General features: G+C 34.5%; 11 protein-coding genes and 9 tRNA genes. 1 reads left to right on the top strand and 19 read right to left on the bottom strand.

Annotated features, from left to right (window positions below):
- Window positions 1–85: 85 nt before the first annotated feature.
- The 11 genes from yhbH to G9F74_RS20810 all read right to left on the bottom strand — a co-directional run bounded on the left by yhbH (window position 86) and on the right by G9F74_RS20810 (window position 12,590).
- Window positions 86–1,261 carry a sporulation protein YhbH gene (gene yhbH, locus G9F74_RS20860; protein WP_001288242.1) on the bottom strand — a complete coding sequence of 392 codons (1,176 nt, stop codon included), beginning with the start codon at window positions 1,259–1,261 and terminating at the stop codon, window positions 86–88.
- Between the two features lie 450 nt (window positions 1,262–1,711).
- The gene (locus G9F74_RS20855) at window positions 1,712–3,607 is read right to left on the bottom strand and encodes a PrkA family serine protein kinase (protein WP_016107485.1); all 1,896 of its coding nucleotides are present in this window, start codon (window positions 3,605–3,607) and stop codon (window positions 1,712–1,714) included.
- A gap of 395 nt (window positions 3,608–4,002) precedes the next feature.
- Window positions 4,003–6,072 (bottom strand): sensor domain-containing protein, encoded by a 2,070-nt coding sequence (locus tag G9F74_RS20850; protein ID WP_016107484.1) that lies wholly within the window; start codon window positions 6,070–6,072, stop codon window positions 4,003–4,005.
- A gap of 126 nt (window positions 6,073–6,198) precedes the next feature.
- Window positions 6,199–6,687, bottom strand: a complete 489-nt coding sequence (gene trmL / locus G9F74_RS20845) for a tRNA (uridine(34)/cytosine(34)/5-carboxymethylaminomethyluridine(34)-2'-O)-methyltransferase TrmL (protein WP_000538149.1) — start codon at window positions 6,685–6,687, stop codon at window positions 6,199–6,201.
- A gap of 58 nt (window positions 6,688–6,745) precedes the next feature.
- The gene (locus G9F74_RS20840) at window positions 6,746–7,633 is read right to left on the bottom strand and encodes an amidase domain-containing protein (protein WP_000260519.1); all 888 of its coding nucleotides are present in this window, start codon (window positions 7,631–7,633) and stop codon (window positions 6,746–6,748) included.
- 44 nt (window positions 7,634–7,677) lie between these two features.
- On the bottom strand, window positions 7,678–8,820 hold the full coding sequence (gene queG, locus G9F74_RS20835) for a tRNA epoxyqueuosine(34) reductase QueG (RefSeq protein WP_000345228.1): 1,143 nt from the start codon (window positions 8,818–8,820) through the stop codon (window positions 7,678–7,680).
- Window positions 8,821–9,020: 200 nt separating this feature from the next.
- A tRNA-Gly gene (locus tag G9F74_RS20830) sits at window positions 9,021–9,094 on the bottom strand.
- A gap of 115 nt (window positions 9,095–9,209) precedes the next feature.
- Window positions 9,210–9,860 carry a DsbA family protein gene (locus tag G9F74_RS20825; RefSeq protein ID WP_000841321.1) on the bottom strand — a complete coding sequence of 217 codons (651 nt, stop codon included), beginning with the start codon at window positions 9,858–9,860 and terminating at the stop codon, window positions 9,210–9,212.
- Between the two features lie 187 nt (window positions 9,861–10,047).
- Window positions 10,048–10,824: a transglycosylase domain-containing protein gene (locus tag G9F74_RS20820; RefSeq protein WP_000664700.1), complete on the bottom strand. Its 777-nt coding sequence runs from the start codon at window positions 10,822–10,824 to the stop codon at window positions 10,048–10,050.
- Window positions 10,825–11,264: 440 nt separating this feature from the next.
- A complete protein-coding gene (locus tag G9F74_RS20815) occupies window positions 11,265–11,726 on the bottom strand; it encodes an NUDIX hydrolase (RefSeq protein ID WP_016107483.1) in 462 nt (153 codons plus the stop codon).
- A 144-nt stretch (window positions 11,727–11,870) separates the two neighbouring features.
- A complete protein-coding gene (locus tag G9F74_RS20810) occupies window positions 11,871–12,590 on the bottom strand; it encodes a YebC/PmpR family DNA-binding transcriptional regulator (protein ID WP_000532958.1) in 720 nt (239 codons plus the stop codon).
- A 683-nt stretch (window positions 12,591–13,273) separates the two neighbouring features.
- On the opposite strand from G9F74_RS20810, the gene G9F74_RS20805 reads away from it, so the two are divergent.
- Window positions 13,274–13,552 (top strand): DUF3884 family protein, encoded by a 279-nt coding sequence (locus G9F74_RS20805; RefSeq protein ID WP_098912276.1) that lies wholly within the window; start codon window positions 13,274–13,276, stop codon window positions 13,550–13,552.
- A gap of 176 nt (window positions 13,553–13,728) precedes the next feature.
- On the opposite strand, the gene G9F74_RS20800 is transcribed toward G9F74_RS20805, so the two are convergent.
- The 8 genes from G9F74_RS20800 to G9F74_RS20765 form a co-directional block, all read right to left on the bottom strand.
- Window positions 13,729–13,810, bottom strand: a tRNA-Leu gene (locus tag G9F74_RS20800).
- A 10-nt stretch (window positions 13,811–13,820) separates the two neighbouring features.
- Window positions 13,821–13,891, bottom strand: a tRNA-Cys gene (locus tag G9F74_RS20795).
- Window positions 13,892–13,905: 14 nt separating this feature from the next.
- A tRNA-Gly gene (locus G9F74_RS20790) sits at window positions 13,906–13,980 on the bottom strand.
- A 5-nt stretch (window positions 13,981–13,985) separates the two neighbouring features.
- Window positions 13,986–14,060, bottom strand: a tRNA-Gln gene (locus G9F74_RS20785).
- A 63-nt stretch (window positions 14,061–14,123) separates the two neighbouring features.
- Window positions 14,124–14,199 (bottom strand) — tRNA-His (locus G9F74_RS20780).
- Window positions 14,200–14,218: 19 nt separating this feature from the next.
- Window positions 14,219–14,292: transfer RNA gene (locus G9F74_RS20775), tRNA-Trp, on the bottom strand.
- A 7-nt stretch (window positions 14,293–14,299) separates the two neighbouring features.
- Window positions 14,300–14,383, bottom strand: a tRNA-Tyr gene (locus G9F74_RS20770).
- Between the two features lie 10 nt (window positions 14,384–14,393).
- Window positions 14,394–14,469 (bottom strand) — tRNA-Thr (locus G9F74_RS20765).
- Window positions 14,470–14,561 lie beyond the last annotated feature (92 nt).

The following is a 14,561-nucleotide window of genomic DNA, read 5'->3' as shown; positions in this document are numbered from 1 at the left end:
CTCGAATAAATGATAATGATTTTCATTATCATTGTCAACTAAAAAAATAAAAAGTTTACAAAAAAATAATCCCTTTTAAAAGGGATTATGCCATTTTCTCTCCTGATTCTTCTTTAAAAAAGCTCTTCATCGCATGGAATACGTCTGCTTTTTGCTTTAAAATATAATATCTAAAGTTCTCATCTTTAATATTTTTATAGGCTGACATAAGCGTACTATGGCGGTTGTACTGATTCACTTCCCCATACCCAAACATATTACATTTCTTCATCAGCTCCTCAACAAGCTTTACACATCTCGCATTATCTGATGTTAAATTATCACCGTCTGAAAAATGGAATGGATAAATATTATAGCGGTCTGGTGAATATTTATTATCGATAAGCTCTAATGCCTTTTTATACACGGAAGAACATATCGTTCCGCCACTTTCTCCTTTTGAGAAAAATTCTTCTTCTGTAACAACTTTCGCTTCTGTATGATGAGCAATAAATTCAATATCAACTGTTTCATACTTTGTACGTAAAAATCTTGTCATCCAGAAAAAGAAGCTACGTGCCATATACTTCTCCCATATTCCCATCGATCCACTCGTATCCATCATCGCTAATACAACAGCTTTTGAATCTGGCTTTAACACTTCATTCCAAGTACGGAACTTTAAATCCTCTTGGTGAATTGGATGGAAAGACGCTTTACCACGCATTGCATTTCGTTTATATGCAGATATCATCGTTCGTTTCTTATCAATATTTCCCCATAGTCCTGTTTTTCTAATGTCATTAAATTCAATATGTTCAATCCGGTTTTCATCCATTTCTTTTCTCTTTAAATTAGGAAGCTCTAGCTCTTTGAAAAACGCTTGCTCTAATTCTAAAATAGAAACTTCAGCTTCATAATAATCTTCTCCAGCTGCATCTCCTGCACCTTGACCTTTTCCTGGGCCTTTTTGCTTTTGACCACCTGATCCATCTCTCGCAACGACATCACCAACTTTGCTATCACCAGTTCCTTGCCCAACGTGTTTGTTTTTATCATAATTGTACCGAATCTTATATTCATCTAAAGAACGAATTGGTATTTTTACAACATCCTTGCCATTAGACATAACAATGCTTTCTTCTGTTACAAGATCGGGTAAATTATTCTTAATTGCCTCTTGTACTTTTTCTTGATGGCGCTGTTGGTCGTCATATCCTTTGCGATGGAGGGACCAGTTTTCCTGTGAAATCGTATAATTTGGTTGATTTTCTTCGCTCATTCCTTTCCCTCCTTACTGTAATTGTCTTTCTCTATGAACAGCAATCTATAAATTTTGTTCTATAATGTTCAAGCTAAAATATTTGAAAGGTAACTGCCCATCGAAAATCACCCCATAAACATATATAACGTTTTACATACAATACTCCGAGCATCCTAAACAAAATTTTGCCACTCACATAATAGAAAGAAATATTCAGCCTCTGATAAGAAAGAAACACAATGCATTGTTGCACACATTTTCACTTTGCAACATATTGTATTGTGTTGGCTTTTTTCGTATGAATGGTTGGTTACTCTATCATATGCATATTGTAAAAATAATTGACAATAAATTCATGAAATTGCATCTTAATTTATTATATTTGGACAAGGTATGACACTTTACACATATGAATGGATAATAAAACGCTGTCCCGCAAAAAACAAGAGACAGCGTTTTGTTATCAAACTATCGATTTAGCAAGCTACCTACATAGCGTAATAATTCATTTGCCGAAGAAGAATTATAGCCATGCTCATCAATTAAACGTGCAACAACATCGTTGATTTTCTTAAGCTGATTTTCATCTGGTGTTTTCGTTGATGTTGTGATTTTCACGACATCTTTTAAATCAGCAAATAGCTTCTTCTGAATCGCTTCGCGAAGACGTTCATGCGAGTTATAATCGAAACGTTTTCCTTTACGCGCATAAGCAGAGATGCGAATTAAAATTTCTTCACGGAATGCTTTCTTCGCGTTTTCTGAAATTCCAATTTGTTCCTCAATTGAGCGCATTAGTTTTTCATCTGGGCTCATTTCTTCACCTGTTAATGGATCACGTAATTTCGATTTATTGCAATATGCTTCAACGTTATCTAAGTAATTATCCATAAGTGTCTTAGCCGATTCTTCGTATGAATATACGAATGCTTTTTGTACTTCTTTCTTAGCAATTTCATCATATTCTTTTCTTGCTAATGAAATGAAGTTCATATAGCGCTCACGATCTTCATTACTAATGGATGGATGCTGATCTAATCCATCTTTTAAAGAACGAAGTACGTCTAGTGCATTAATAGATGGTACTTCTTTTCTAATAATTGTAGAAGAAATTCGGTTAATAACATAACGTGGGTCAATACCGCTCATACCTTCATCTTGGTATTCCCGTTGCAATTCTTCTACATCAATCGCATTATAACCCTCTACCATTTCACCGTCATATAAACGCATCTTTTTGTTTAAATCAATATCTGGACGCTTCGGATCTTTTAAGCGAGTTAAAATTGTAAACATCGCTGCAACACGAAGTGTGTGTGGTGCAATATGCACATTCGATACATCACTTTCATGAATCATCTTCTCATAAATATGTTCCTCTTCACTCACTCGTAAATTGTATGGAACTGGCATTACAATAATTCTTGAATGCAATGCTTCATTTTTCTTATTTGCTATAAATGAGCGATACTCTGTTTCGTTCGTATGCGCTACAATTAATTCATCTGCTGAAATAAGCGCAAACCTTCCCGCTTTGAAATTACCTTCTTGCGTAAGCGATAATAAATGCCATAAAAACTTCTCATCGCATTTTAACATCTCTTGGAATTCCATCATCCCTCGGTTCGCCTTATTTAATTCTCCATCAAATCGATACGCACGAGGATCTGATTCTGAACCATATTCTGCAATTGTTGAAAAGTCTAGACTACCTGTTAAATCGGCAATATCTTGTGATTTTGGATCAGACGGGCTAAATGTACCAATCCCTGTACGACGATCTTCCGAGAAGAAAATACGCTCTACAACTACATCCTCAATTCTTGACCCATATTCTTGCTCTAGACGCATTACATTTAATGGTGATAAATTCCCTTCAATTCTCACTCCATACTCATCAAAGAAATCATCCCGTAAATAATGTGGAATTAAATGCAGTGGATCTTCGTGCATCGGGCAGCCTTTAATTGCAAAAATCGCTCCACGATCTGTACGTGAGTATGTTTCTAATCCTCGTTTCAACATCGTAACTAATGTTGATTTCCCTCCACTAACAGGACCCATTAATAATAAAATACGTTTTCTAACATCTAATCTTTTTGCAGACGGATGAAAATATTCTTCAACAAGACGCTCTAGTGCATCCTCTAGTCCAAACAGCTGATTACTAAAGAAATTATATTTTCTTCTACCATCAACTTCTTCGATTCCGGCATCTTTTATCATATTGTAAATGCGAGAGTGTGCTGTTTGAGCCACCCATGGTCTTTCTTTCACAAGCTCCAAATACTCCGCAAACGTACCTTCCCATTGTAAACGTTCTTCTGCTGCTCGATGCTGTTCAATCTTTTTTAGAATATCCATTATAGCTCCTCCCCCATCTCCTTGTTCAATCGGATTATTATAAAAGGTATGCTAGGATGTCCTTAAACATTCTTTAAATCAAAACGAAATATATAGTAGTGCTATAAAATTCTCTCCAAAATTCAAAGAAAATTCTGTATAATATAGGTATTAAAGTTTTCACACTGCTATTCATTATAAATAAATTCTTTTCTTCTAAGAACCTTACATACATTTCAATTCATAAATAGAATTCGTAAATCGAAAAAGTAGGGGGAGTATTAATATGAAATTATTATTAATTTTAGGTGTATCACTCACATTTCTTACAGCTATTTTCACATCTGGTTACAACGATAAACCAGGTACACATAAAAAGTGATGTGCTTTTAGCACATCACTTTTTTCTTTATACATCATGTATAATACATATTTTCCACATCATATTTTGATAAAGGGCGACTATAATAATAACCTTGTACAATTTCTACATTTTTTTCCTTCAAAAACTGTATTTGTTCTGCTTTTTCTACTCCTTCTGCAATTACATTCAATTCTAATGTATGAGCTAAATGAATAATTGCAGCCGTAATATTCGTATCACGTTCATCTACATGTATACCTTCCATAAAAGAGCGATCAATTTTCAAAGTATCAATTGGATATGTTTTCAAATAACTTAAAGACGAATACCCTGTTCCAAAATCATCTAAATGAATCTTTAAATTTTGTTCTTTTAATTGTAGCAACACTCTCTTTGATATGTCTTTATGTATAAGGGCTCCTTCTGTCACCTCTATCGCTAATAGATGAGCTGGTACATTGTACTTATTTAAAGCACGTGTAATCATCTCTATTAATGTAATAGATCGAAAATGTCTAGCTGAAATATTAACTGCAATCGGAACCACTTCATACCCTTTATTTAACCATTCACGTATTTGCTGACACACTTGATCTACTACCCACTCATCAAGCTTAATAATAAAACCTGTTCTTTCTGCCAGTGGAATAAATTGATTGGGAGGGACAAATCCTAATTCTTTATTCTCCCATCTTATTAAAGCTTCCATACTAGCTATTTTTTTCGTTTCAATATTAACCTGCGGCTGGTAATATAAGAAAAATTCATTTTTCTCTATAGCACGATGTAACTGATTTTCCATTACAAACCTTTTCTCACGTTCACAATCTAATCCTTTACAATAAAAATGATAATGCCCTTTTCCTTTTTCCTTTGCTTTTTCCAAAGCAGCATCAACTCTTTGAAAAAGTATTTTTTCATCGGCTCCATCTGTTGGTGCCATTACAATTCCAATTGATGCACTTAAATACACGTCCTCTTCTTCAATTACAAAATGTTCACTAATCTTTTCTAATATGTTTTTTGCAACTTCCTCTACATATTCTTTCGTTATATTTTCTATTAACATAACAAATTGGTCATCATGTTCTCTAAATAAATGCATACCTTCTATTTCTAGATTGCTTAAACATTCTGTAACTTTTTGTAATACTTTATCTCCTTCTTTATGACCAAATGTATCATTAATAAGATGAAATTCATCCAAATCCATGAAAACTAGTGCAAGCTCTTTATTTTCATTTAAAAACTCATTTAGCTTGTTTGTGCATGAAATTCTATTCATTAAACCTGTTAATTGGTCATAATAAGCTAAGTATTCCGTCTTCATCTCATTTAATACTTGCCTTGTAACATCCCTCGTAACAATATACACCCCAACAATTTCACCGTTCACAATAATCGGGATTGTTCTCAAAGAAATATATAATTCATATCCTTCTTTATGAACATATTTCTTTGAAACAATTTGTTTTGCTCTCCCCTGTAAAGCTTCCTTAAATATAATTTGAAAGTCTTTTTCATATTCTTTAATAATAAAGTTAAAAATAAAGTTATTATTTAACTCTTCATATCGGTATCCAAATATTTCATACGTTGCCGGATTAGCATATGTAATTCTACCTATAGAATCTATAGATATAATGGAGTCATTATTATATTCTAGTAATGACTTAAATAACATTTGTTTTTCCTCTATCTCTGCTTTCTCCTCAATCTGAGCTGTAATATCCCTTGTAATACAAATAATAAATTGACATACCCCTTCTTCGTCGTATACAGGATTAACTGAAGACTCATAATGTAAATTACCAGTTGGGAAACTGATTACATCACAAAATGTGTGTGCTCTCGCCTCTCTCACCACTTTTGTATATTGCTCTTGTAATATTTTCACCTTTTCTCCTGATAACACTTCTGCAAATGTTTTTCCGTAACATTCTTCACTTAATCCAGCATAATCCATCCCTATTTTATTTATATAAATATATTTAAAGATCTCATCATCAATAACTTTCACAATAAATACTAAATCTTGAATAGCATGTAATAGTCCTTGTCTTATTAAATCCATATCTATCATGCTTAAAAAGGTATTTTGATTGTTATATTGTTCCTTCATATTTATCTCAACCCGTCTTATCTATTTTTAATCATATATCCCATTCTATATGAATATGTACCTTTTTTAAAATGTATGACTACATATTATTTTTATTTATAAAAAAAAGCCGCCTAATGGCGACTTTTAATAAACGATTTCTAAATCTAATCCTGGATAATTTTGTTGACGAAACGCTTCATAAATTAAAATTGCTGCTGTATTAGATAAATTTAATGAACGTACTTTATCCGTCATTGGAATACGTAAGCAATGATCGAAGTTTTCTTCGATTACATTAGCTGGTAAGCCATTTGTTTCTCTTCCAAACACGAAATAATAATCCTTCTCACGTTTGCTATAATCAAATGCTGTATGAGCTTTCTCACCATACTTTGTTAAATAGAAGAATTCACCATCTTTATTTTTCTCATAAAACTCTTCAATTGAATCGTAATACGTAACTTTTACGTGCTGCCAATAATCTAATCCTGCACGCTTTAACATTTTGTCATCCGTTGAAAACCCAAGCGGTCTAATCAAATGTAATTCTGTTCCAGTTGCTGCACAAGTACGTGCAATATTTCCTGTATTTGCTGGAATTTCTGGTTGATATAAAACAACATGTACGCCCACGCGATATTCACCTCTGTTTTTTGTCTACTACGTATTATACCACTTGAACGAAAAATCTCTACCCATTAATAATATGAAAGAATTTATATTTCATTTGTGGTGTGTATTTACTAGAGTCCTCATAACTCCAATAACGCCGCCGGCTATTTGCTGAATGTGCATTTACAAGTGGCATACCATCTGCGTCTTTTGCTACTACAATCGTCGTATGATTCCACCTACCGTCATCTTCGAAATCGTAAGCAATGACATCACCAAGAATAAGGTCTTCCGGCTTTTCTACAGTTTCTCCTCGCAGGCCAACTGTAGAACCTGACAAGTACCAGTAAAAAGAGTGTGCGACAGCCCAGCTCCAACTCCACTGGTTCTCCCTTTGCCACCAACCTTTACGAATATTAGGATATCCGTTCATTGGTACTTCTCCAGTATGAAGACATTGAGAAATAAAATTTGTACAATTATCAGGAAAATTGCGATACACTGGGTTTCGATCATCCCACCAACGCTCTGCATATTTTACTGCCTCTAAACGATTATACTGATAAGAACCGTATTTCTCTTTCGTAACTTCTCTTTCTAATGTCTCACCTATTCCAATCTCTTCTGGCACTTCAATAGCATAATCACCTATTATCCGGCTATTATTTAAACAAACTCTTCGTTTTAATTGTTCCTCTTCGATATAAAATAATTCTTTATGCTTAATTAAATATTTAAAATGTACTTGATAATCAATTTCTTGATAATCACTACTATTTAGCTGTCTAATGAAAGAAACATCTGCTGTTGCTTTCACTATATCTGCACTACGTTTTTGAAACAATTGTTTCTTTCTTTGTGCTAGTTGTAATAAATCTTTAGCAATACCATCCACATTTGTTCGTTTCTCTGTTACATATGCTAAAAACTGTTGTACTTGTGTTTCAATATTTTCTTTTACAACCATTTCTTCTCCCTCCCATATTACAATATGAAAAAGGGAGATATTATCTACTCTTTTTTCTGCGCTAACAATGCAAGCCCACGATTCATTTCATGAAGAACTTCTTCATCCTTTTCACGTTCCATCGCTTTCTCAATAGCTTCGCCTACTCCATCTCCACCAATTTTCCCAAGTGCCCACGCTGCTGTTCCGCGTAGTACTGGTCTTGGATCATCTTTCATAACACCGATTAAATCAGGAATTGCTGATGCTTCTTTAAAATGCGCCAATGCTAAAATCGCATTTCGTTGCAATGGCTTTTTACCTCTCCATGACCCTGACATAATCCCATATTTCTCTTTAAAATCACGATTACTAATTGTTAAAAGTGGTGTTAAGAGCGGTTTAACTAATTCAGGATCTGGCTCCATCTCAGGATGATTATGAAAATCCATTCCTTTATTTTTTGGACAAACAGTCTGACACGTATCACATCCATATATACGATTTCCTATTTTATCGCGATATTCTTCAGGTAGGAACCCTTTCGTCTGTGTTAAAAAAGCAATACATTTCTTCGAATCTAACTGTCCACCCTGTATTAAAGCACCTGTAGGACAAACATCAATACATTTTGTACAGCTTCCACATTGATCTTCTATCGGCTGATCTGGTGGAAATGGAACGTTTGTAATCATTTCTCCCAAGTATACATACGAACCAAATTCAGGTGTAATAATAGCGCAGTTCTTACCACTCCATCCGATACCTGCACGTTCTGATACAGCACGATCGCTTAACTCACCTGTATCAACCATTGACTTCACTTCTATATCTGGAAGCTTTTCAATTAAATATGCCTCTAACTTTTGCAAACGATCTCGTAAAACAAGATGATAATCTTGTCCCCAAGAGGCACGACAAAAAATCCCACGGCGTTCTCCACGTTTACTTAATGGTGCGTTTTTTAATTTTGAAGGATACGCTAAAGCAATCGCAATAATTGATTTTGCACCTGGTAATAAAAGCTGTGGATTCGTTCTTTTTTCTATATCAGACTCTTCAAATCCAGATTGATAATTTAATTGTTGCTGCTGGATTAACCGCTGCTTTAGCTCCTCAAATGGAGAAGCACTCGCAAAGCCTATTTTATCTATACCAATTGTTTTACTATATGCAATTACATCTTGCTTTAATTGTTCAAAATCCATTCTTAATCGCCTCCTCAGATGAACCCATCCCTTATGTAACGACTATATTGGTTAGCAATTCACTTTTGGAATACTATTCTTTACTTCTATTTTCGCATACTATTACGCTTTTCAAACATTAAAAAACGCAATGCCTCGTTTATCTCAGAAACGAAACACTGCGTTGATCACAATTTATTAGAAAAACATTAAATAAAATTTGGAGCGGGTGAAGAGAATCGAACTCTCGACCAGAGCTTGGAAGGCTCTTGTTTTACCACTAAACTACACCCGCAAATATGAAATACATATAAGATATTAGAATAACTTATGTAAAGTAGTATAGCATGTAAAAAAAACGGAAGCAAGAATTTTATCGAAAAAAGTCGAAAAAGTGATGAGAGACCTCATCACTTTTTCAATTCTTTATCAATCGCCTTCTTCATACTATCGAAATCAGGGTTTGCAAGATTTCCGTTTATATATACTGAAGGAGCACCTTGAACTTTTAATTTTTGAGCACGATCTGAATCTTTACGTACTTTTTCTTTTATTTCTTTACTGTGTAAATCTTTTTTAAACTGTTCTACATCAACTTTTGGAAGTTTCTCTTTCACAATGCTAAGAAGTAATTCTTCTGTAATCCATTCTTCCGTATCTTTCTTTTGACTTTGATAAATCTCATCATAGAAAGTCCAGAATGAATCTTTATCTTGTTTATAAATTGCTTCACCAGCTGCTGCGCCTAAATCAGAATCTTTTCCAATAAATGGGAAGTTAATAAAATATAACTGCACTTTACCTTTATCAATATATTCTTCTTTTAATCGTGGTAATACCGTTACATCCCAAGTACGACATGCTGGGCATTTGAAATCTCCAAATTCAACTACTTTAACCGGAGCATCATCTTTACCTAAAGATTGTTGCGTAGAATAAGCAAACATCTCATTCCCTTTATCTTTTTTGTCATTTATGATGCTATACGCAATTGTTCCGATTACAATCAATACTGCGATAGAAAAAACTACACCAAGAGCCATGAGTTTATTTGATTTCATATACATTCCTCTTTAAATTCATATTCTGTATACAGCATTGTACACAATACACATAATATCAACACTTATATACGTCACGCAATGAACACGCTCACATAAATTACAAAAACACAATAATTGTGACGATATTGTGTCACAATTTGTCACAATTTATTCAAAAAAAGAAGCTCCTATGCAAGAGCTTCTCTTAACTTACTGCTTTTTCACGCGCATTATTTAACATCGACTGCTCTGTTTTTATATCATGGCGAATTACTAATTTCTCACTAACTGCTTGCACATACTCATCATGATTGATATATCCTTCTTTTTCCATTAATCTCAAAACTACATTTCGTCTCTCGACCGCTTTATCATAATTTTGCGCAGGTGAGTAATAAGCAGGTGCTTTCACTACAGCAGCCATCATCGCACTTTCAGCCAACGTTAATTGGTTCACCGTTTTACCGAAGTAAAGGTTGGCTGCTTTTTCAATTCCCCATGCTCCTTCTCCGTAATAAATATTACTTACATACAATTTTAAAATTTCATCCTTCGTAAATGTACGTTCAATTTTTTTTGTATAAAAAATCTCTTTCCACTTACGAGAAAATGTACGTTCATTCGTTAAAAAAGCATTTTTCGATAATTGCTGTGTAATTGTGCTTCCTCCTTGCACAACACCACCAGCTTTTATATTCTCAACAGACGCCCTAATAATTGCTATATAATCTAAACCATTATGATGATAAAACCTTTTATCTTCTGTCGCGATAAATGCATGTGTTAATGATTCTGGCACCTCTAACTTAGGCGGTACATGTAATTTACTAATATCACTTTTCTCGATCATTATATTTCCAACGAATAATAACGTACAACTTAACAATAATAATAAAATAATGGCTTTATAAAAGAATTTAGTCATTGGATTTAATGCAACTTTTTGATGATAGTTCACTCTAGATAATACTCGTTCTTTCATCTTGAACACCTCTTTTCCACACAGCATATATATCTCTTAACTTAAGAATACCTTGTTGTAAAAAAATATCCCATCGATTTCTCTTACACCTACCTTACATCATTGTAAGGTATAAAAATGTATTGTATCACAGTCTTTTTTTATCTACTATTCATCTGAAATATTGAATATACATTATTTTAAAACATTCATAACAAACAGCAGCGTAGAAATTAAGAGCGTTATACTTCCTTGATTCCACTTTATTCTTTTATTATATCATCTATAAATTTCTATTTTTAAACATCTAGTAATCTAATTATATATGATATATCATAATTATACAGAACTAATGTTCTCGAAATCAATACTAGCTTTATTATCATTTTGACCTTTTTCTGAAGTAATATACATAAGAAAAGGGTAGCTATTTGAGATACACTCAAATAGCTACCCTTTTCTTACAACCTGCCTATAAGGTTATATGGCTGTACTTCCCACGTTTCGTATGGGATGAAATGCGTTGCTCTCATCGCATCAACTGTTCTTGATTTCATATGAGGACGCGTTATATACTCATCGATGTTCTCTTCATTTAAAGCAATAAATTTAGCCTCTTGTATTTCTTCAGGTTGAATTTTTATATCACCACTCACATATGCCACTTTAAACACAACAGCTAAAATATGCATAAAAGCATTATAATAGACCCCTGTAATTCCGATAGGCTTCACCGATAATCCTGTTTCCTCTTTTATTTCCCTACAAACAGCTTGATCGAGTGCTTCTCCTTCTTCTACCTGTCCCCCAGGCATTTCCCACGTATCCGCTCGCCAATGTACTTTTGTTAAAAGCACCTCATTCTTTTCATTTGTTAAATAGCCTGCTACAGCAACGATATGCTTTGGTGTTTTATGCTCCATAGAAATACCTCCTAGAAATACAATCATTTAAAATACTATCTATAATCCTATTCCATAACTACAACAAAACACCTTTAAAACCTTATCATCTTAATTATTTCAATAAAAAAGACCCAGTTCGTTAAACGAAAGGGTCCTTTTTTATTATTCGCCTAAGTCTACGTTATGGTAAACTTGTTGTACATCTTCTAAATCTTCTAATGCATCAACCATTTTTTCAAATTGTACTTGAGCATCTTCAGGAAGTTCTACATCATTTTGTGCAAGCATTGTTAATTCTGCAACTGTAAATTCTTCAATACCAGCATCTTTAAGTGCAGATTGTACTGAGTGGAATTGATCAGGTTCAGCATAAACGATAACAGAATCTTCTTCTTCTAGAATGTCACGTGCATCTACATCTGCTTCCATTAAAATTTCAAGAACTTCATCTGATGTTTTACCTTCAAGACCGATAACAGCTGTCGCATCGAACATGTAAGCTACAGAACCATTTACGCCCATGTTACCACTGTTTTTGCTAAATGCAGCTCGTACATCTGCTGCAGTACGGTTTACGTTATTTGTAAGTGTATCTACAATTACCATAGATCCATTTGGTCCAAATCCTTCGTAACGAAGCTCATCATAGTTTTCTTCTGAACCGCCTTTTGCTTTTTCAATTGCACGATCAATAATTGTTCTTGGTACATTGTATGTTTTCGCACGCTCTAATACAACTCTTAACGTTTGGTTTGATTCAGGATCTGGCTCGCCTTGTTTTGCTGCCACATAAATTTCACGTCCAAATTTCGCGTATATACGGCTTGTATTTGCATCTTTTGATGCTTTTTTGTCTTTAATGTTGTTCCATTTACGGCCCATACTTTCCACTCTCTTTCTCGTTTTAAATCTACATAAAAATATTAATATGAAATATAATGTGTATTCAACACATTTTTAAAAGAAATATAAAAAGTTCACTTTTGATTCATATTACAGACATAATATAAATCATTATCATTTTGTTCTTTCGACAAGTTATATTATACATGAATTTTTACGTTTATTACGAATTTTAGCATCACATAATATAATTTAACAAAAAAGACTCTAACATTTCTGTTAGAGTCTTTTTACATCGTCGATACCGATTGTCCGGGCCGCACCGACACTCCCGAAGGAACACGATTTTGAGTCTTTCTAGGTGACATTTATATAGTTATATAGAGTGTTCCCCCTAAAATCCTTTATTTTAAAGTATTTTAAAAATTTTGAGCTTCTTTAAACATGATGAATTAAAATGAAACGAAGCCAAAATGGAATCACAATAAATAACTGATACTTTTTACTTTCATTTCTCTCTTGATTAAAATTATCATATTTCATTTATTACTTTATTTCCCGCTAAACAATAAAGAAAAGGGAAAAATTACCACAACCTCCCCCTAATTACTTTTTATTGCTGTATAATTAAAACAGGAAAATAATTTTGGAATTCAAAGATTTGAAGGATGGGAGAGAATTATGACACATTTAAATGAAAAAAAGCACATGGTCTTAAAGGGATAGGAGAAAAGCTAAACCCAACTATCTATCAAGTGAGATTCATGAAATTAGATGAACCAATTCAATTTGAGTCATTCCCTAAATTAAAGGAATTAGGGGAATGGTTGAGTACTTCAACGCAAATGTGGTCGTGCCACTCAACTATGTACAAGTACAACAGAGAAGAGTTTGAAAAGAAGTTTTTAGAAATTACAAAGTTAACAGTTGATAATGTGCTAATATCTACTGGTGGTGTCGGATTTAACTTCATGTCACCAGGGTGGAGAGATTCTCTATAAAATGAAACACTAAAGGGATAAAAATGAATGTTCATTTTTATCCCTTTAGTGTTTCACAGTTTGCTTTAACTGTATAGCATGAGCTTTGATAGTATTAGTCCTTATTTTGTAGTGCGATGAAAACACAAAAAAACTCTATACAATTAGTATAGAGCCTGATGTTACGCCGTTCTTGATACCGATGGTCGGGGTCGAACCGACACTCCCGAAGGAACACGATTTTGAGTCGTGCGCGTCTGCCAATTCCGCCACATCGGCACAATAATAAAGGCGGCAACCGGATTTGAACCGGTGATAAAGGTTTTGCAGACCTCTGCCTTACCACTTGGCTATGCCGCCATATTTAATTTAATTGGAGCGGAAGACGGGATTCGAACCCGCGACCCCAACCTTGGCAAGGTTGTATTCTACCACTGAACTACTTCCGCAAAAATGGCTGGGCTAGCTGGATTCGAACCAGCGCATGACGGAGTCAAAGTCCGTTGCCTTACCGCTTGGCTATAGCCCATCGAATTCTTACTTAATTATATGTAAGTATCAATTAGATTATTTGTAATTTTAAAAATAAAAATGGGGCGACTGATGGGAATCGAACCCACGAATGCCGGAGCCACAATCCGGTGCGTTAACCACTTCGCCACAACCGCCATGTTGTGTAAATGTATTTGGCAGGGGCAGTAGGAATCGAACCCACACTGGAGGTTTTGGAGACCTCAGTTCTACCTTTAAACTATGCCCCTATGTAAATGGTGGAGGGGGGCAGATTCGAACTGCCGAACCCGAAGGAGCGGATTTACAGTCCGCCGCGTTTAGCCACTTCGCTACCCCTCCGAAACTTACATGGTGCCGGCTAGAGGACTTGAACCCCCAACCTACTGATTACAAGTCAGTTGCTCTACCAATTGAGCTAAGCCGGCGTATTGTATTAAGATAAATGGTGGCTCGGGACGGAATCGAACCGCCGACACGAGGATTTTCAGTCCTCTGCTCTACCGACTGAGCTACCGAG

It is taken from the genome of Bacillus sp. EKM202B (genome assembly GCF_011066025.1).
Classification (GTDB): domain Bacteria; phylum Bacillota; class Bacilli; order Bacillales; family Bacillaceae_G; genus Bacillus_A; species Bacillus_A toyonensis.
This window is presented reverse-complemented; position numbering and strand designations above follow the sequence as displayed.